The sequence below is a fragment of the Pseudomonas asiatica genome (genome assembly GCF_009932335.1).
Lineage (GTDB): Bacteria > Pseudomonadota > Gammaproteobacteria > Pseudomonadales > Pseudomonadaceae > Aquipseudomonas > Aquipseudomonas asiatica.
This window is the reverse complement of sequence record NZ_BLJF01000001.1, coordinates 2,681,333-2,700,277: the sequence shown is the minus strand read 5'-3', so window position 1 is coordinate 2,700,277 and position 18,945 is coordinate 2,681,333. Positions and strand designations below refer to the sequence as shown.

At 64.8% G+C, this 18,945-nt stretch carries 14 protein-coding genes; 11 read left to right on the top strand and 3 right to left on the bottom strand.

Annotated features, from left to right (window positions below; genetic code table 11):
- Positions 1-90: 90 nt before the first annotated feature.
- Complete coding sequence (tssM, locus tag GYA95_RS12440; protein WP_226989586.1) at positions 91-3,465, top strand: type VI secretion system membrane subunit TssM; 3,375 nt, start codon at positions 91-93, stop codon at positions 3,463-3,465.
- Here tssM and GYA95_RS12435 read toward each other — a convergent pair.
- Both GYA95_RS12435 and tssG read right to left on the bottom strand, forming a co-directional pair.
- The gene (locus GYA95_RS12435; protein WP_080604886.1) at positions 3,420-3,773 is read right to left on the bottom strand and encodes an FHA domain-containing protein; all 354 of its coding nucleotides are present in this window, start codon (positions 3,771-3,773) and stop codon (positions 3,420-3,422) included. The two genes, tssM and GYA95_RS12435, sit on opposite strands and share 46 nt — an antisense overlap.
- Positions 3,770-4,780, bottom strand: coding sequence for a type VI secretion system baseplate subunit TssG (gene tssG / locus GYA95_RS12430; RefSeq protein ID WP_015270779.1), 1,011 nt, complete (start codon positions 4,778-4,780; stop codon positions 3,770-3,772). The genes GYA95_RS12435 and tssG overlap by 4 nt, the downstream gene beginning before the upstream one ends.
- 343 nt (positions 4,781-5,123) lie before the next feature.
- On the opposite strand from tssG, the gene GYA95_RS12425 reads away from it, so the two are divergent.
- The 3 genes from GYA95_RS12425 to GYA95_RS12415 are packed head-to-tail and all read left to right on the top strand — an operon-like array spanning position 5,124 to position 9,296.
- Positions 5,124-5,792: an ABC transporter ATP-binding protein gene (locus GYA95_RS12425; RefSeq protein WP_015270778.1), complete on the top strand. Its 669-nt coding sequence runs from the start codon at positions 5,124-5,126 to the stop codon at positions 5,790-5,792.
- Positions 5,789-8,251 (top strand): ABC transporter permease, encoded by a 2,463-nt coding sequence (locus GYA95_RS12420; RefSeq protein WP_015270777.1) that lies wholly within the window; start codon positions 5,789-5,791, stop codon positions 8,249-8,251. The genes GYA95_RS12425 and GYA95_RS12420 overlap by 4 nt, the downstream gene beginning before the upstream one ends.
- Positions 8,241-9,296 (top strand): lipocalin-like domain-containing protein, encoded by a 1,056-nt coding sequence (locus tag GYA95_RS12415; protein WP_015270776.1) that lies wholly within the window; start codon positions 8,241-8,243, stop codon positions 9,294-9,296. Before GYA95_RS12420 ends, GYA95_RS12415 begins: the two co-directional genes overlap by 11 nt.
- Before the next feature lie 200 nt (positions 9,297-9,496).
- On the opposite strand, the gene GYA95_RS12410 is transcribed toward GYA95_RS12415, so the two are convergent.
- Positions 9,497-10,243, bottom strand: a complete 747-nt coding sequence (locus GYA95_RS12410; RefSeq protein ID WP_015270775.1) for an enoyl-CoA hydratase — start codon at positions 10,241-10,243, stop codon at positions 9,497-9,499.
- A gap of 102 nt (positions 10,244-10,345) precedes the next feature.
- On the opposite strand from GYA95_RS12410, the gene GYA95_RS12405 reads away from it, so the two are divergent.
- From GYA95_RS12405 to GYA95_RS12375, 7 genes are all read left to right on the top strand, one after another.
- Positions 10,346-10,990 carry a TetR family transcriptional regulator C-terminal domain-containing protein gene (locus GYA95_RS12405; RefSeq protein ID WP_015270774.1) on the top strand — a complete coding sequence of 215 codons (645 nt, stop codon included), beginning with the start codon at positions 10,346-10,348 and terminating at the stop codon, positions 10,988-10,990.
- A gap of 75 nt (positions 10,991-11,065) precedes the next feature.
- Entirely contained in the window at positions 11,066-11,782 is a 717-nt protein-coding gene (locus GYA95_RS12400) for a response regulator (RefSeq protein WP_015270773.1), read from the top strand.
- Positions 11,779-12,555 (top strand): substrate-binding periplasmic protein, encoded by a 777-nt coding sequence (locus tag GYA95_RS12395; RefSeq protein WP_015270772.1) that lies wholly within the window; start codon positions 11,779-11,781, stop codon positions 12,553-12,555. Before GYA95_RS12400 ends, GYA95_RS12395 begins: the two co-directional genes overlap by 4 nt.
- The gene (locus tag GYA95_RS12390) at positions 12,552-14,804 is read left to right on the top strand and encodes an ATP-binding protein (protein WP_015270771.1); all 2,253 of its coding nucleotides are present in this window, start codon (positions 12,552-12,554) and stop codon (positions 14,802-14,804) included. Before GYA95_RS12395 ends, GYA95_RS12390 begins: the two co-directional genes overlap by 4 nt.
- Before the next feature lie 217 nt (positions 14,805-15,021).
- Positions 15,022-16,428 carry an amino acid permease gene (locus tag GYA95_RS12385; RefSeq protein ID WP_013973081.1) on the top strand — a complete coding sequence of 469 codons (1,407 nt, stop codon included), beginning with the start codon at positions 15,022-15,024 and terminating at the stop codon, positions 16,426-16,428.
- Positions 16,429-16,953: 525 nt separating this feature from the next.
- On the top strand, positions 16,954-17,748 hold the full coding sequence (locus GYA95_RS12380; protein ID WP_015270770.1) for an enoyl-CoA hydratase/isomerase family protein: 795 nt from the start codon (positions 16,954-16,956) through the stop codon (positions 17,746-17,748).
- A 33-nt stretch (positions 17,749-17,781) separates the two neighbouring features.
- On the top strand, positions 17,782-18,942 hold the full coding sequence (locus tag GYA95_RS12375) for an acyl-CoA dehydrogenase family protein (protein ID WP_015270769.1): 1,161 nt from the start codon (positions 17,782-17,784) through the stop codon (positions 18,940-18,942).
- Positions 18,943-18,945 lie beyond the last annotated feature (3 nt).

The following is an 18,945-nucleotide window of genomic DNA, read 5'->3' as shown; positions in this document are numbered from 1 at the left end:
GCCTGTGCCACCGGCACAAAGGTCCCGGGCTCGAAAACATAGTGAGTGGTGTGGCCTTTGCCTTCCCGGTCCCGGCACTCGAATGCCAGCGTGTCGCCTTCCCACACATACCAGGTGTACCCACAACCCAACTCTTCATCCCGCTGCGAAGTGGAAGACCCGTGCCTGGTGTACCTGCAGGCCCAGCAGCGCTCCCTCGACAGCAGCCTGGCCCGCTTGCGCGACAGCCAAGGTGGCCGCGGGCACCGTTACGATGTGCCGTGGTACCTCATCCTTGGCGAACAGAATGCGGGCAAGTCGAGTTTCGTCAGCCGTTCGGATCAGCGTTTTGCACTCGCCCGCACCGATGGCGCCACCCAGCGGGCCAGTACGGATCCGGACCTGGCTTTTGGCATCGACTGGTGGGTAGGTGACGACGCGGTGCTGATCGATCCGCCGGGCGAGTTCATCAGCCAGCCTGAGCGCCCGGCGTATGTGGTCAAGCCCATCAAGGAGGAGGGGGGCGAAAACAACACCCTGCCAGTTGTGCAGGAGGCGGCACTGAAAGGGAGAGAGCTGGCCGAGCCCACAGGCCTGCCGGCGGGCGTCGAGCGACGCCTGTGGCGGCACATGATTGGCTGGCTTGCCCAGAACCGCAGCCGACGGCCACTCAATGGCGTGGTCTTGCTGGTGGATATGGTCAACCTGTTCGGGCGATCGGCGAAGGCGCGACGTGACCTGGCATTGATGCTGCGCGCGCGCTTGACGGAGCTGGGCGGTGAGTTGGGTACGCGCTTGCCGCTGTACGTGGTGATGAGCAAGTTCGACTTGCTGGACGGTTTCGAGGAACTGTTCGCCGCGCTCCCGGCCCGTGAGCGGGAAGAGGTGCAGGGCTTTACCTTCACGCTGGGTTCGGTAAAGGACTTCGATGCCTGGCTGCAGGAGCTGGAGGGAGCCTATCAGGGCTTCCTGGGGCGCCTCGCCAGGCAACTGATGAGCGCTACCGTGGGCGCGCCTGGCACCACGGGCAAGAGCGCCTGCTCGCTGCTTCGGGAGCTGAGCGGGGCGCAGGAGATGTTGCTGAATTTCCTTGGTGATGTACTGGTCAGTGACCGCTACAGCACCCCACCCCTGGTGCGTGGCCTGTACTTTTCCTCGGTCTACCAGCGAGGCGAAGTGCGCAACCTGCTTGCGGATGCTTCTGCCCGCGCCTTTGCCTTCGCTACCCCGGCTTTGTCGACCAAGCCGCAAGGCACCTCCGTGGTGTATTTCGCGCAGCGGCTGTTGCAACGCGTGGTCTACCCCGAGGCCGGCCTGGCGGGCGACAACCGCAAGGTCGCCCGGCGCAAGGGCCGCCTGTTGAAGGGCGGCGCCGTGGCGGCGAGTGTGTGCGGGTTGGCCATGGCCGGTGGTTGGGCGTACTTCTACAGCGTCAACCGCGACAAGGCGGAGCAGGTGCTGGAGAAAAGCCTTGCGTTCAGCGACACCAGCACGGACGCCAAGGATGATTTGACCGGGCGCAGCCTGCTGCTGCCCTTGAATGAGATCCGTGATGCCGTGAGCCTGTACGGCGATTATCGCTCTGGTTGGAGCGTGTTCACGGATATGGGGCTGTACCAGGGCAAAGCCATTGGCCCGCAAGTGGACCAGGCGTACCTGAATGCCCTGGCCCAGCGCTTTCTACCGGTGATTGCGGGCGGCGTGGCAGCGTCTGTCAAGCAAGCCGCCCCCGGTAGCGACGAGCAGTTGGCGGCATTGCGCGTGTATCGCATGATCGAGGATCGCGGTAATCGTCGGGCGGAGATGGTCGAGCAATGGATGGCTCGCGAGTGGCAAAGAGCGTATCCGGGCCAGGGCCAGCTGCAGGCCGCGCTGATGCGCCACCTCAGGTACGCTTTGGCCTACGCAGATGTCGAGCTGCCGGAGTATCGGAAGGTCGTTGCCCAAGCGCAGCAGCAGTTGCGCAAGTTGCCGCTGGCCGAGCGTGTCTACATCGGCTTGAGGCAGCAGGCTCGGGAGCAATTGCACGGTGAGCTGGATTTGCGCAACGAGATCGGCCCAGCGTTCGATATCGTCTACAGGCCACTGGCCGAGCGCGATCACCAGGCGGCCGTCGACGGCAATTTGTCCCTGCCACCTTTACTGACGGCGACGGGCTTTCGCGACTATTTCGACCAGCATAGCCAGAACGTGGCCGACCTCGCCCTGGTCGATCAGTGGGTGCTAGGGGAGCGGCGTAGCCTCGACTACTCCGACATGGACCGCCAGGCCCTGGCGGAGCGTCTGCGAGCCCTGTACAGCGCCGACTACATCGACAGTTGGCGGCGTGTGCTGAACCAGTTTTCGGTTGCCGAATTCAGCGATCTTGCGCATGCCTTGGGTGTTCTGGAACAAGTCAGCGGCCCGGCAGCGCCGATACGCCGGCTGCTGGAAACCGTGCGCAGCAATACGCTGATCTATCCGCAGGCCGCGGACAGCGAGAAGGATTCGAAAGCCGATCCGCAGGTTCGCATGCAGGCCATGGGCATCTATCGGTCTTTCGCGGGGCTTTCGGGGATGCTCGACGTGCGGGGTGACAAACCGTCCTACCATGACGAAACACTCCAGGCGATCAGCGCTGTACACGACTACCTGAAGGCGGTGCAGGACAGCCCTGACCGGGGCAAGGCCGCCCTGGCGCTAGTGTTGAGCCGTTTTTCGGAAACGGCGCCCGACCCCATTCGCAACCTTCAGCGCATTGCCACGGGCCTGCCGGAACCCCTCAATCGGCATGTTCGCCAGCTGGCGGAGCAGACTTCGCAGGTGCTGATGGTCATGGCGTTGCGGGAGCTGGAGCAGCGTTGGGATGCCGAGGTTTACAGCGTCTACCAGGAACGACTGGCCTCACGCTATCCCATCGACCCGGCCGGGCCGGATGTGTCGCTCAAGGATTTTGAAGCCTTCTTTGGCCCGCAAGGCCAGCTCAAGCGCTTCCAGGACCAGTACCTTGCGGTGTTTCTCGAAGACAACCTCGATGCGCTGTACTCCCGTGCGGATGAAGGTTACCTGGTCCGCCCCGAAGTCATGGTGCAGCTCAAGCAGGCTGAAGCCATACGCAACGCGTTTTTCGACAATCGCGGGGAGCTGAACGTGAGCTTTGGCCTGGAGCCTCTGGCGATCAGCGGTGGCTTGCGCGGCAGCGTCTTCGACCTGGATGGGCAGCTGCATGCGTTTGCGGACCGGGGCAAGGAGCCGATCGGCATGACCTGGCCGGGCCCTGCCGGGGAGAGTGGGCATAGCCGTGTCACCCTGGTGCAGGTTGCGGGTACCACTGTCAGCCTGGGCTATCACGGCCCCTGGTCGCTCTACCGCCTGCTCAGCCGCGGTGGGCTGAATGCCCGTACATCCACCAGTATCGATCTCGGTTTCATGATTGCCGGCGATACGGCGCGCTACAAGGTTCACACCACGGGCGCAAACAACCCCTTCAGGTGTATGGCAATCTGATAGTCACCCATCTGCAGTCTGTCGTTGTGCCTGAGGCGGACAGGCGTACCCGAAAGCAACTGGGTGTCACTGCCATTCATGAAACTCTTGCCGCTGTGGTCAATGATGCAGAAATGGCCTTCATGCCAGCCGATTTCGCAGTGCACCGGCAGGATGCGAACGCCCCGATCATGCAGGCGCCAAGCACCTTGACTGCCGATGGAGCCGCCAGCCCGATCGAAGCGATGCCGCGGTTCGCTGCCGTGCAAGAGTTTTTCCGGGTTGAGGACGGTGAGCGTGACGCTGGGGGAGAGAACATTTGTACTCATGTGCGTACCGTGATGCGAACAGGGGGAGGCGTGGGGTCATTGCGGTTGGCGATGAAGCTTGTCCAACCGAGGTGGGTGCCATGCTCGGCCCGTAGGCTGAAGGGTGGGGCTTGCTTGGCACACATGCGTAACTCCAGGTCATAGGCCCCGACATCACGGAGCAGGAATTCCACCAGCCGCGCCAGCCTCTGGTAGTTGTCACCGCTGGGCAGGAATTCGCGGAACTGCTGCTGATTCAGGCCTGCGATCACAATGGTGAACTTGCTGCTGCGTGACTCGATGCTGTCGCCAACCAGGAAGTTGTTGCCGAGTTGGTAGTTTCTGGCCCCCAGGCAGTTGCGTTGGGAAGTGGGAATCGAGACGGTGCGCTTTTCGAATTCGCGGATGGCAACCTGCTGGAGGTCGAAGCAATGCGCGATCATGCCGGCTACCATGCCGGGGGAGCGGCTGCGGCTGGCGATCATTCCCACGAAACTGAGCAAGCGGCTCCAGGGTAGCGGCGTAGCGCCGCGTAGTGCTGAGTCGTCCAGGCCGATCAGGGCGAAGACATAGCGGGAGAAACCGTCCTTCGCGTCCGCTTGGAAGCGTACGTAGTAGCGGTACTTGCGCCATCCTTGATGGAGCAGGGTATGAAGGCGATGGTTGAAGAAATTGAGGAAAGCCGGGCGTAAACCGATGCCGTGTGCGTTTTCGTAGGCGATCTCGTCAAGGTAGTAAGTGGGCAGTGGCGAGTCTGTGCCATGCAGGCCCAGAAAACTTGCCTGGATGCGGTAGCGGTCGTCCTTCAAGCGATCGGCGCGCAACACGTCGGCAACAGGGAAAGACAGGCTGGGGGACACTTCCAGCCGTAATCGGCGTCTCGTCTCTCGAGCAAGTGGGCGTTGTTCCAGATCGTCGTCGTGTACGTGATACAGCAATTCCAGTAGCTGGAAATAGGCGTACTGGTGGGCGCTTTCCAAAGCGATATCGACCTGGCCAGCGGCGTGCAGAACTACTGGTTTTTCCATGGTTGAGTCTCTTGCCGTAACTAACGGGTGCGAAGTGAATGCTGATCGTAGTCGATGGTTTCTGATTCAGGTCATTGTTTTCTCTTCAGAAAGTGAATATCGGCCAATAAAAAGAACTTTCTGTAGGAAGTGTCTTTTTTTATTGGTGCAAGGCTGTTTATGTTGACTTTTCGGTAAGGCATTCAGGGGCGTGGAATTAATAAGTTCATCGAGGGTTGAAGTTGGAAACCGCTTTTCGAATTGAGCCGGAAATTGCTTTATCGGGGAAAACGACGAGTGTTCGTTCACGCCGCGATGAACCTGCTATTCCTAAGAAGACCCCTGAACTCACCAAGGCCCGTCGATGCTGGTCATCGAGCAACTGCACAAATCATTCCCCACCCCCCTGGGCCCGCTCCCCGTGCTGCTGGGCGTCGACCTGCGCCTGGCGCGCGGCAGCAGCCTGGCGCTGATGGGCGAGTCGGGCAGCGGCAAGAGCACCTTGCTGCACCTGGTGGCCGGCCTGGACCGTGCCGACAGTGGCCGCATCCTGATCGACGATACCCCGCTCGACAGCCGTTCCGAGGCGTCGCTGGCGTTGTGGCGGCGGGAGGGCATAGGCCTGGTGTTCCAGCAGTACAACCTGATCAGCAGCCTGGACGTGGGGGCCAATCTCGCGTTCCAGGCGCGGCTGGCCGGTCGGCATGATCCCGATTGGCTGGCCTATCTGGCGCAGCGCCTGGGTTTGGCGGATTTGCTGGCGCGTTACCCGGAGCAATTGTCTGGTGGCCAGCAACAGCGGGTTGCCATCGGCCGCGCCCTGGCCGGGCGCCCGGCCTGGTTGCTGGCCGACGAACCCACCGGCAGCCTCGATGAAACCAGCAGCGATGAGGTGTTGAGCCTGCTGTTGCAGCTGGTCGCCGAGGCTGGCAGTGGGGTGCTGATGGTGACCCACAGCCCGCGGTTGGCGGCGCGCTTGCAACAGCGTTGTTACCTGCAGGCCGGCCGTGTGCGGCCCGAGCAGGGCGGATGAGGCTTCTATCGCTGGCCCTGCTGGCGCTGCTCAGCCACTGGCGGCGCCATCGCGTGCAGTTTTTCAGCATCTTCACCGGCCTGTGGCTGGCAACGGCGCTGTGGACCGGCGTGCAGGCGCTGAACAGCCAGGCACGCAGCGACTATGCCCGCGCCAGCGCGGTGCTGGCCGGGCCGTTGCAGGCGCAACTGGTGCCGCGCCGTGGCGAGCGCTTCGACCAGGCACTGTACGTGCAGTTGCGCAGACTGGGCTGGGCGGTGACGCCGGTACTGGAAGGGCGCTTGCGTTTTGCTGGTGAGCCGGCGCGCAGCGTGCGGTTGATCGGCATCGAGCCGTTGAGCCTGCCGCCGGCCAGCAGCATCGCCGGTGTGCAGCCCGGGGCGTTCGATCTGCAAGCCTTTATCGGCATGCCCGGGCAAGCCTGGGTCGGGCCGGACACCTTGCGCCAGCTGCATGCCGGCCCCGGGGCCTCAGCACGCGACAGCGAAGGGCAGCTGCTGCCGCCGTTGGTTCTACAGCCAGCGCTGGCCCCAGGGGTGATCGTGGTCGATATCGGCCACGCCCAGGCGTTGCTGCATGCACCCGGGCAGTTGTCGCGCTTGCTGGTGGCTGCCATGCCGGGGCCGCTGCCGGCGGATATCGCGCCTTACCTTGAGCTGCAACCCCGGCAGGACGATGGCGGCTTGCAGCGGCTGACCGACAGTTTCCACCTCAACCTGACCGCCCTTGGCCTGCTGGCGTTCGTCGTCGGCCTGTTCATTGCCCATGCCGCAATCGGTTTGGCACTGGAACAGCGGCGCGGCCTGATTCGCAACCTGCGCGCCTGTGGCATCGGCCTGCAAACCTTGCTGTGCGCCTTGGTGCTGGAGCTGGGGCTGTTCGCGGTGCTGGGCGGTCTTGCCGGCGTGGCCAGTGGTTACGGGCTGGCCGCGTGGTTGCTGCCCGATGTGGCCGCCAGCTTGCGCGGCCTGTATGGCGCCCAGGTCGCCGGGGCGCTGAGCCTGCCCGCAGGGTGGTGGCTGATGGGCGTGCTGGTGAGTGTGCTGGGGGCGCTGCTGGCGGGTTTGGGCAGTGTACTGCGTGCGGCGCGGTTGCCGTTGCTGGCGCTGGCGCAACCTCAGGCATGGCGGTTGGCCCAGGGGCCTTGGTTGCGGCGCCAGGCCCGGGTGGCCGGCCTGTTGCTTTTGCTGGCCCTGGGCTGTGGCGTGCTGGGCGACAGCCTGCCCAGCGCGTTCGGCCTGCTGGCAGGCTTGCTGCTGGCGGCGGCGCTGCTGCTGCCGGCCTTGCTCGACCGGGTGCTGGCCTGGCTGGCGCGGCATTGCCGGCGGCCTTTGGCGCAATGGTTCGTCGCCGACAGCCGCCAGCAATTGCCTGCCCTGAGCCTGGCGTTGATGGCACTGTTGCTGGCGCTGGCGGCCAGTGTCGGGGTGGGCAGCATGACCGAGGGCTTTCGCAAGACCTTTGTCAGCTGGCTTGACCTGCGCCTGTCCGCCGACCTGTATGTCACGCCAAGGGACACCGCCCAGGGCTTGCAGATAGCCGAGTGGCTCGGGCAGCAACCTTCGGTGGAGGTGGTATTGCCCGGCTGGCGTGTGGAAACACAGCTGCAGGGCTGGCCGGTGCAGGTCCAGGGCATCGTCGATCATCCCGTCTATCGCAGACGCTGGCCATTGCTGGCGCAGCAAAAGCAGGCCTGGCAGCAACTGGCCGCCGGGCAGGCCGTGATGCTCAGTGAACAGCTGGCCAGGCGACTGAAGCTGCAGCTGGGCGATCGCCTGAGGCTGCCCGCAGACACTTCGCCAGCCCTGAGCGTTGTGGGCATCTATGCCGATTACGGCAACCCCAAGGGGCACATGCTGGTCAATGCCGGCTGGCTGCGCGGGCATTGGCCACAGGCAACCCTGACCGGGTTGAGTGTCGATCTGGTGGGCGACCAGGTGTCGGCGCTCGAGGCTGCATTGCAGCAGCGCTTCGCCCTGGACGACAGCCGCTTGGTCGAGCAGGCGCGTCTCAAACGTTGGTCGACCGACGTGTTCAACCGCACCTTCGCCGCCACCGCCGCGCTCAACAGCCTCACTCTTGGCGTGGCAGGCGTGGCGCTGTTCATCAACCTGCTGACCCTGGGCCAGACCCGCCTGGGCCAGCTGGCGCCGCTGTGGGCACTGGGTGTGCGGCGCACGCACCTGGTGTGGCTGAGCCTCGGGCAGACACTGTTGCTGAGCAGCCTTACCGTGCTGCTGGCGATTCCGCTGGGCATCCTGCTGGCCTGGTGCCTGGTCGCGGTGGTGAACGTGCAGGCATTCGGCTGGCGTTTGCCGCTCTACGTGTTCCCTGCGCGACTTCTGCACCTGGCCGTGCTGGGCATGCTCACCAGCCTGTTGGCCAGCGCCTGGCCACTGTGGCAGCTGGCGCGTCGCCAGCCGCGCGAACTGTTGAGGCCGTTTGCCGATGAAGCGTAGCGCCTGGCTGTTGCTGTGTGGGTTGCTGGGCGGCTGTGACCAGCCCGCCGAGCAAAGCTATGCCGGGCTCGGGCAGCAGGCGGGCGAGTTCAGCCAGGTAAGCCGCGGCCATCGCCTGGAATTTCCGCGTGACCACGGGGCCCACGATGGTTTTCGCATCGAATGGTGGTATGTCACCGCCAACCTTCAGGACCTCCAGGGGCGGGACTGGGGCGCGCAGTGGACGCTGTTTCGCTCGGCCCTGCGCCCAGGCCCCGAAGCTGCTGGCTGGAACAGCCCGAACCTGTGGATGGGGCACGCGGCGTTGACCGGCCCCGGGAGGCATCGGTCTGGCGAAACCTTGGCGCGCGGGGGTATCGGCCAGGCTGGCGTGCAGGCCCAGCCGTTCCGGGCGTGGATCAATGACTGGTCGTTGCAGGGCAGCAATGGCATCGAAAATCTGCAAATGGTCGCCGGTGGTGACGGCTTTCGCTATGACCTGCAACTGCACAGCGATCGGCCCTTGGTGCTGCACGGGGACCAGGGCTACAGCGAGAAGTCCGGCAAGGGGCAGGCTTCGTACTATTACAGTCAGCCGTTCTATCGGGTGAGTGGGGAAGTGCAGCGTGACGGCCAGTGCATTGCCGTCACCGGCCAGGCCTGGCTGGACCGGGAATGGAGCAGCCAGCCGCTGGCTGCCGGGCAGACGGGTTGGGACTGGTTTTCCCTGCACCTGGACAGTGGCGCCAGGCTGATGCTGTTTCAGGTGCGCGAGGTGCAGGGGGAGGCGTATCGCGCCGGGACCTGGGTCGGCCCGCAGGGTGAAGTGGTGGTGCTGCAGGGGGCGCAGATCCAGCTGCAGGCGCTGGCCTGGGCCCGGCAGAAGAACGGCAAGCAGGTGCCGACGCGATGGCGGGTGCAGGTGCCGGAGCATGGCGTGGATGTGCGGGTCGAGGCTGTGGAATCGCAGGCCTGGATGGAGACACGGTTCCCGTACTGGGAGGGGGCGGTGCGCTTGACCGGGAGTGCGGGTGGGCGTGGGTATCTGGAGATGACCGGCTATTAGCAATCCTGGGGTTTCTGAGTTTTTCTGGGGCTGCTTTGCAGCCCTTTCGCGACACAAGGCCGCTCCTACAGGGAATCGCGCCAACTTTTAGAATTTGAGCGAGACAGTTGCTCGCACAGGTACTGCATAAGGCTTGAGGTCGATGCAGTCGAGGTGGGAGCTGGCTTGCCGGCGATGGGCCGCAACGCGGCCCCTGGGTTTCAATCTTTGATCAACCCTCGCAACACCGCTCGCGCTTCTTCAGTGCGCAAGCATTCGATGAACAACCGGGCCTCCCGCGCCACTGTCGCCTCGAGCTCGGCCCGCTGGCCGTCCTTGAGCAGCCGCTTGCTGATGCGCAGCGCCGCCTGCGGGTAACCTTGCAGCTGTCGCGCCAGGCGCCGGGCAGCTGCAAGGCACTGTTCACCGTCTTCATGCAGTTCATTGGCCAGCCCCCAGGCCACCATCCGTTCACCGTCGAGCAACTCGTTTGCCAGCAGCAGGCGAGCCGCCCGGGCATGGCCAAGCAAACGCGGCAGCAGCAGGCTGGAACCAAACTCCGGGCACACGCCCAACGGCGCGAAAGGGATGCGCAACTTGGTCGTACGGCTGACCAGCACCTGGTCGCAATGCAACAGCAAGGTGGCACCGATGCCGATCGCCGCGCCACTGACCGCGGCAATCAGCGGTTTGTCCAGGCCCATCACCACCCGCATCAGGCGGAACACCGGGCTGTCCAGGTCGGCAGGCGGGTTGTCGAGGAAGTCGCGCAAGTCATTGCCGGCGGTAAAGCACTGCGGCCCACCGGTGATGATGATGGCTTCTACATCAGGGTCTTCACCTGCCGCCAGCAGCAGGTCGCCCAGCTGTTGGTACATGGCGGTGTTCAAGGCATTGAGCTTGTCGGGGCGGTTGAAGGCCAGGGTCAGCAGGCCCTGGTCCAGGTCACGTGTGATCAGGTCGTTCATGGCAGCCGCTTTTGTTGTTATGGGCATGGGTGCCAAGGGTTTATCACGCAGTCCGGCTTGTTGTACAGTCGTTCAGTCCAGCCCCTAGCCCGAGAGCCGCCGATGAACCAGGAAGCCCGCTACCACCGCATGCTGCCGGAATTGCGCAAAGCCAACCTGGTCGAGGCGACCTTGGTATGCCTCAAGCGCCATGGCTTTCAGGGTGCGTCGATCCGCAAGATTTCAGCAGAAGCCGGGGTTTCGGTCGGATTGATCAGCCATCACTATGCCGGCAAGGATGAGCTGGTGGCCGAAGCCTACATGGCAGTCACCGGTCGGGTGATGGGCCTGCTGCGCGAGGCCATGGCCCAGGCCGCGCCCAATGCTCGCGAGCGGCTGTCGGCGTTCTTCCGTGCCTCGTTTTGCGCCGAGCTGCTCGACCCGCAGTTGCTCGACGCCTGGCTGGCGTTCTGGGGCGCGGTGAAGACCGCCGATGCGATCAATCAGGTGCATGACCATTCCTATGGCGAATACCGCAATGAGCTGAGCGGGCTGCTGGCCACGCTGGCCGGGGAGGAGGGCTGGCAGGGCTTCGATGCCGACCTGGCGGCCATCAGCCTGAGCGCCTTGCTCGATGGCCTGTGGCTGGAGTCGGGGCTCAACCCCGGTACCTTCACCCCCGAGCAGGGCGTGCTGATCTGCGAGGCCTGGGTCGATGGCCTGCAGGCCGGTGGCCGGCGCCGCTTCAGCCTGCCGGAGGGCTGTTGATCGCCTGTTCAGTAACGAGTAGGCTGCTGTCGCGAGTGTGTAGAACAAACCAATAAAAAAAAGAGACGACACGCAATGACGCCTCGGGTATTGATCGTCGATGACGATCCGCTTATTCGTGACTTGCTGCAGGCCTATCTGTCCCAGGAAGGCTATGACGTGCACTGCGCCGACACCGCGGAAAAGGCCGAAGCACTGCTCGGCAGCCAGGATGTCGACCTGGTGCTGCTGGACATCCGCCTGCCCGGCAAGGACGGCCTCACCCTGACCCGTGAGCTGCGGGTACGTTCGGAGGTCGGCATCATCCTCATCACCGGCCGCAACGACGACATCGACCGTATCGTCGGCCTGGAATGCGGCGCCGACGACTACGTGATCAAGCCGCTCAATCCCCGCGAACTGGTATCCCGCGCCAAGAACCTGATCCGCCGCGTGCGCCATGCCCGCGAGGTGCACCCGACGCCGGCCTGCGCGCAATCGCTGAAGCAGTTCGCCGACTGGGCGCTGGACACCGACCGCCGGCGCCTGATCGACGCCCGTGGCGGGCAAACCCTGCTGACCCATGGCGAGTTCCAGTTGCTCAGCGTGTTCCTGCGCAACAGCGGCCACACCCTCAGCCGCGACCAGTTGATGGACCAGATCCGCAACCGCGAGTGGGTGCCCAACGACCGCTCCATCGACGTGCTGGTCGGCCGCCTGCGGCGCAAGCTGCACGACGACCCGGCCGAGCCCCAACTGATCATCACCATCCACGGCACCGGCTACCTGTTCACCGCCAGCGTGGCGGCATGACACGCAGCGCCTGGGTGCTGGCCTTGGCATTGTTCGCCGTGCAAGCCAGTGCAAAGCAGCCGGTGCGCTATTGCGATTACCCGGTGTACCCGCCGATTTCCTGGAGTGACGGCCACCAGGTGCGTGGCCTGGCCCCCACCGTGGTACGAGAGCTGTTCGCGCGCATGGGCTACGAAGTGCAGACCGTGGTGCTGGGCAACTGGAAGCGCTGCCTGATGGACGCCGCCGCTGGGCGGGTGGATGTGGTGCTGGCCTACAACAGCGACCAGCGTGACCAACGCATGCGCTTTTCCACGGTGCCGGTGGTGCGCGAGGAAGTGGCGGTGTTCTACAACCGCCTGCGGCCGGTGCAGTTCCAGCGCCTGGAAGACCTGGCCAGTTACCGCGGCGGCCTGCTGTACGGCGAAAGCTACGGCGCTGACTTCGACCGCTTCGTCGCCCGCCACCAGAACATCGAACGGGTTTCGTCCAGCCAGCAGAACTTCGGCAAGCTGATCCGTGGGCGCATCGACTACGTGATCCAGGAGCGGCGCACCGGCCAGCTGTTCATCGAACACCTGCCCGGGGCGCAGGACATCCGCGTATTGCCCACGGCCCTGAGCGTGGACTACCTGCGCGTCGCGATATCACGGCAATCGCCCTTGAGCCAGCATATGGACGAAATAGACGCGCAGTTGCTGCGCATGAACCAGGCGGGCGAGATCGAGCGCTGGCTGGAGCAGAGCGAAGTTATCTACCGCGACATGGTCAACCTGCCGGCGGACTCCCGATGATCCGCCTGCGCACCGATGGCTTGCTGCGCCGCCTGCTGCTGTTCATCCTGCTGTTCAGCCTGTGCTTTACCGTGCTGGCCAGCTCGGTGCAGCTGTATTTCGAGTACCGCCGCGAGATGCGCGATATCGAGGCGCGCATGGCGCTGATCCGCGCCGGTTACCTGGCCAGCCTGGAGCGCAGCCTGTGGGACCTGGACGAGGCACAGCTGGATACACAACTGCGCGGCCTGGTGGACTTTTCCGATGTCGCCCGAGTGCGTCTGGTCAGTGACGATTTCCAGATGCTGCGCGGCGTCGCCGAGCCCAAGGGGCCGCTGCGCATCGAACGCTTCGCCCTTGATTACCAGCCGCCCTCGGGGCCGGCCAGGCACCTGGGCGAGCTGGAAGTGAGCATCGACTTGGGCGCGGTGCACCGGCGGCTGTATGCCACGGGCCTTGCCAGCCTGCTGTGGATGGGCGTGTTCCTGTGTGGCCTGGCGGTGGCGTTGTCGGGGCTGTTCTACCGCCTGGTCACCCGCCACCTGCAAGTGATGGCCGAGTTCGCCCGGCGTATTGGCGCCGGCCAATGGCAGGAACCGTTGCGCCTGGGGCGCCGCCCGTCGACGCGCCCGGACGAAATCGACACCGTGGCCAATGCCCTGGATGACATGCGCCGCGCCATCCTCAGCGACATCGAACGCCGCGAGCGCGACCGCCTGGCGCTGCAGGACAAGCGCGACGAACTGCAGGCCATGGTCGAGCGGCGTACCGCCAGCCTGGCCCGGGCCAAGGACGAGGCCGAAGCCGCCAACCTGGCCAAGTCACGCTTCCTGGCGACCATGAGCCATGAGCTGCGTACACCACTCAACGGCATTCTCGGCATGGCCGAGCTGCTGCGCGGCGGCCGGCTGGAGGCGGCCGACCGCCAGCGCGTCGAGGCCTTGTACAAGGCCGGCGAGGGGTTGCTGGCGATTCTCAACGAGGTGCTGTATTTCGCCCGGCTCGAGGAGGGCGAAAGCCGCGCCGAGCTGGTCGGTTTTTCGCTACGCCAGTTGTGCCAGGAAGTGCTGGCGCTGCTCGAACCCATGGCCCGGGACAATGGCGACACCCTGCAGCTGGATATCGACGAGCAATTGGCCGATTACCAGCACGGTGCCGAACAGTACCTGCGCCAGGTGCTCAGCAACCTGCTGGCCAATGCCATCAAGTTCACCGAACAGGGGCAAGTGCGGCTTGCAGTGCAGGTACTGGCCAGTGACCAGGGCTCGCAGCGCCTGCGGGTGTCGGTCAGCGACAATGGCATCGGCATCGAGCCGGCTGTGCAGGCCAGGGTCTTCGACCGCTTCGTCCAGGCCAGCGAGGCGGTGGCCCGGCGCTACGGCGGCACCGGCCTGGGCCTGGCGATCTGCAAGCACCTGGTGGAAAAACTGGGGGGCTGCATTGGCCTGGACAGCGTGCAAGGGCAGGGTAGTTGCTTCTGGTTCGAACTCGACATGGCTCGCGGGCAGCCAGTGCAGGCCAACTCACCAGCCCCTTCGCCCCTGGCCAGCCTGGATATCCTGGTAGTCGAGGACGTGGCATTGAACCGCGAGGTGGCCGGTGGGTTGCTGCTGCGCGATGGCCACCGGGTGAGCTTTGCCGAGGACGCCGGGCAGGCCCTGCTGGCCTGCGCACAGCGGCGCTTCGACCTGATCCTGCTAGACGTGCATCTGCCCGGCATGAGCGGGGTGGAGCTGTGCCGACAACTGCGTGCCACGCCCGGGCCGAACCGCCATAGCCGGGTCCTGGCACTGACGGCTGGCGTGCAGCCGGGGCAAGTCCCAGGCTACCTGGCTGCCGGCATGCAGGGAGTGCTGGCCAAGCCCCTGCGGCTGGACAACCTGCGCCAGGCGCTGGCCGAAGCGGCGCCCGCTGAACTGGCTGGCGTCGACGCGACAATGGACTGGTCATTGCTGGACACCCACCGCTCGCTGCTGGGTGAACAGAAGCTGCAAGGCCTGTTGAAGGTGCTGCGCCAGTCGCTGGAGCAGCACGCCACCGCGTTGGCCGAGGCGCTGCCGGCCCAGGACTTTACCGAAGTGCTGCATCTGGCCCACCGCCTGGCCGGCAGTTGCGATTCCCTGGGCTTTTCTGGGCTGGCTGCGCTGTTGCGTCGCCTTGAGGACGCTGCCCGGCAGCATGACGAACAGGCATTGAAAGCGCTCGGCGAGCCGCTGGCCACCGAGCTTGCCCAGGCCCGCGCCACCCTGGAACAGCTGATCCAGAGCTGACGTACAAAAAACTTACGACTTTTTACATCTTCGATCCGTTCGTACAACGGCACCTTACATCCGTTTCCAATAATCCAAGGCAACCGTGTTGCACGCGGTCCATGAGGCTTATTGGAGACAAGAATAATGACATGCCGTAGCGCTCAGCCCCTCCTTCCCAACACACCGCGCGGCACCCCCGGGCGGCCTGGCACCGGCCGCAAAGGCGAGGTGCGCCATGACTGACAACCGCGAAAAGATCCAGCTCACCCGCGCGCTGAAAAGCCGGCACATCTTCATGCTGTCGCTGGGCGGGGTGATCGGCACCGGGCTGTTCATGGGCTCGGGCGTAACCATCAACCAGGGTGGCCCGATAGGCGCGATCCTGGCCTACCTGGTCGCGGGTTTGCTGATGTACCTGGTGATGGTCTGCCTGGGCGAGCTGTCGGTGCAGATGCCGGTGTCCGGTTCGTTCCAGGCCCACGCCACCAAGTTCATCGGCCCGGCCACCGGCTTCATGATCGGCTGGGTGTACTGGATGAGCTGGGCCACCACCGTGGGCCTGGAGTTCACCGCCGCCGGCATGCTGATGACCCGCTGGTTCCCGGAGGTGCCGATCTGGTATTGGTCGGCGCTGTTCGTGGTCGTGCTGTTCGGCCTCAACGCCCTGGCCACCCGTGCCTTCGGCGAGGCGGAGTACTGGTTCTCGGGGATCAAGGTGGCGACCATCCTCGGCTTCATCATCATCGGCCTGCTGGTGATCTTCGGCGCCATCCCGCTGAGCAGCGGGGCGCCGGCACCGATGCTGGACAACCTGGTGGGCGAGTCGCTGTTCCCCCATGGCCTGTCGGCGGTGTTCGCGGTGATGATGACCGTGGTCTATGCCTTCCAGGGCTGTGAAATCATGGGGGTGGCAGCCGGCGAGACCGAGCACCCGGAAAAGAGCATCCCGCGGGCCGTGCGCAACGTGGTGTTCCGCGTGCTGATCTTCTACGTGCTGGCGATTGCCGTGCTCTCGGCCATCGTGCCGTTCGAGCAGGCCGGGCTGATGGAAAGCCCGTTCGTGCAGGTGTTCGACATGGTGGGTATTCCCTTTGCCGCCGACCTGATGAACTTCGTCATCCTCACCGCCATCCTCTCGGTGGGCAACTCCGGGCTGTATGCCTCCACGCGCATCCTCTGGGCCATGTCGAAGAGCGGCATGGCGCCGAAAAGCCTGTCGCCGCTGAGTAAGCGTGGCGTGCCGTTGCGGGCGCTGAGCATCACCCTGTGCTTCGCGCTGATCTCGCTGATGACCAGTTTCATTGCCGCCGACACCCTGTTCATGGTGTTGATGGCGGTGAGTGGCATGTCCGGCACCGTGACCTGGATCGTCATCGCCCTGGCGCAATACCGCTTCCGCAAGGCCTACCTGCGAGATGGTGGGCAACTGCAGGACCTGAAGTACAAGGCGCCGCTGTACCCGCTGGTGCCGCTGCTGTGCATCACCCTGTGCAGCTCGCTATTCGTGTTCCTGGCGCTGGATGAAACCCAGCGGCCGTCGTTGTACTGGGGCTTTGGCTTCATTGCCCTGTGCTACGCGGCGTACTTCTTCGTCAACCGCCGTCGGCAGGGGGCCTTCGAGCCGAGCGTGCCAGGGGTTTGATGCCGTGGGTCGTTGGTTGTAAGTGTTCGTCGAAGCATTTTTATTGCCTGTGAGATCGAGCGCCGCCCGCGCGGCGCTTCGCGGGACAAGCCCGCTCCCACATTTGTTGCAACGTGCCGAACCTGACAGGCCATGGTTGTCAGCCTTGTTGCCTTGACGCGGTTTTCCGGCTGGCGCTACCGCCACCTCACCGGCCTCAAACAATACACCAAGGCGGACAACGCCTCTCCCACAGGCATGGCCACGTTGCAACAAATGTGGGAGCGGGCTTGTCCCGCGAAGCGCCGCGCGGGCGGCGCTCGATCTCACAGGCGCAGAAAGTGTCAAGGCGTATACCCGCGAAGCGCCGCGCGGGCGGCGCTCGATCTCCCAGGCAACGAAAATGCAATGCCAAAAGAAAACCGCGTAACAGCAAAAACCGAGTTGTGCGAAGTTGTAACAGCCCATCCCGCCTTGTTGAACACTCGTTTAGTATCTCCCTCATCAAGCCCTCTCAAACCATCACAACAACACCGAGGCCCCCCCATGACCACCCCGTCGTCGTCACTGTTGAGCAAGGTCGAAGCCGGCGTTGCCTGGATCACCCTCAACCGCCCCGAGCAGCGCAACGCGCTGGACATCCCCACCCTCAAGCAACTGCACGCCCTGCTGGAAACCTGCAACAGCGACCCGGCCGTGCGCGTGGTGGTGCTGACCGGCAGCGGCCGCAGCTTCTGCGCTGGTGCCGACCTGGCCGAATGGGCTGCGGCCGAGGCCCAGGGCACCCTGGAAAGCTACGGCTGGACCGAAACCGCCCACGCCCTGATGTTGCGCCTGCACAGCCTCGACAAGCCCACCATCGCTGCCATCAACGGCACCGCCGTGGGCGGTGGCATGGACCTCAGCCTGTGCTGCGACTTGCGCATCGCCGCGGCCTCGGCGCGCTTCAAGGCCGGCTACACCAGCATGGGCTACAGCCCCGATGCCGGTGCCAGCTGGCACTTGCCACGGCTGATCGGCAGCGAGCAGGCCAAGCGCCTGTTGTTCCTCGATGAACTGTGGGGTGCCGAACGTGCCCTGGCGGCCGGGCTGGTCAGCGAAGTCTGTGCCGACGAGCAACTGCCCGCCGTGGCCGCCGAGCTGGCCGGGCGCCTGGCCAACGGCCCCACCTTCGCCTACGCGCAGACCAAGCGGCTGATCCGCGATGGCGCCCGGCGCACCCTGGCCGAGCAGCTGGAGGCCGAGCGCCAGGCCGGCCTGCTGTGCGGCCGCAGCCAGGACGGTGCCGAGGCGCTGCAAGCCTCGGTGGAACGCCGCGCCCCCCGTTTCACCGGCCAGTAACCCGATAACCGACCCTCACCAGGACCTTCGCAGATGAATTTCCAACTGACCCAAGAACAAGAAATGTTGGTGGAAGCGGTACGCAGTTTTGTCGCCAAGGAGTTGCTGCCCCATGAGGAGGCAGTGGACCGTGCCGATGCCGTATCGCCCGAGCTGGCTGCGCAGATCCGCGGCAAGGCCATCGCCGCCGGGTTCTATGCCTTCAACATGCCCGAGGAGGTCGGCGGCGGTGGCCTGGACTATCTGTCCCAGGCGCTTATCGAGCGCGAACTGTCCAAGGTGTCCTGGGCCCTGCACGTGTTCGTCGCGCGGCCATCGAAAATCCTCATGGCCTGCAAGGACGAGCAGATCAACGACTACCTGTTGCCCTGCGTGCAGGGCGAGAAGATCGACTGCTTTGCCCTCACCGAGCCGGGCGCCGGCTCCGATGCCAACGCCATCAAGACCCGTGCCGTGCGCCAGGGTGACGACTTCGTCATCAACGGCAGCAAGCACTTCATCAGCCATGCCGGCCACGCCGATTTCGCCATCGTCTTCGCCGTCACCGACACCTACGAGCACAATGGGCGCAAGCGAAATGCGGTAACGGCCTTCCTGGTCGACCGTGGCACGCCGGGCATGACCATCCGCCGTGGCCCCAAGTGCGTGAGCAACCGTGGCTACCACACCTACGAGCTGTTCTTCGACGACTGCCGGGTGCCGGCCAGCAAGGTGCTGGGCGAGGTCGGCAAGGGCTGGGAGGTGGCCAACGCCTGGCTCACCGCCGGCCGGGTGATGGTCGCCGCCAACTGCGTGGGCCAGGCCCAACGAGCCCTCGACCTGTCGCTGCAATGGGCCGCCGACCGCAAGCAGTTCGGCCAGGCCATCGGCAGCTACCAGGGCGTGTCGTTCAAGCTCGCCGACATGGCCACGCAGATTCGCGCTGCGGAAATGCTCACCCTGCACACCGCCTGGAAGATGGACCAGGGCAGCATGACCGACGGCGAGGCCGGCATGGCCAAGCTGTTCGCCAGCGAGGTGCTGGGCAAGGTTGCCGACGAAGCCGTGCAGATCTTCGGTGGCATGGGCCTGATGGATGAAGGGCCGGTCGAGCGCATCTGGCGCAACGCACGCATCGAGCGCATCTGGGAAGGTACCTCGGAAATCCAGCGGCACATCATCGCCCGCGAACTGCTGCGCCCGCTGCTGCGCTGAGCG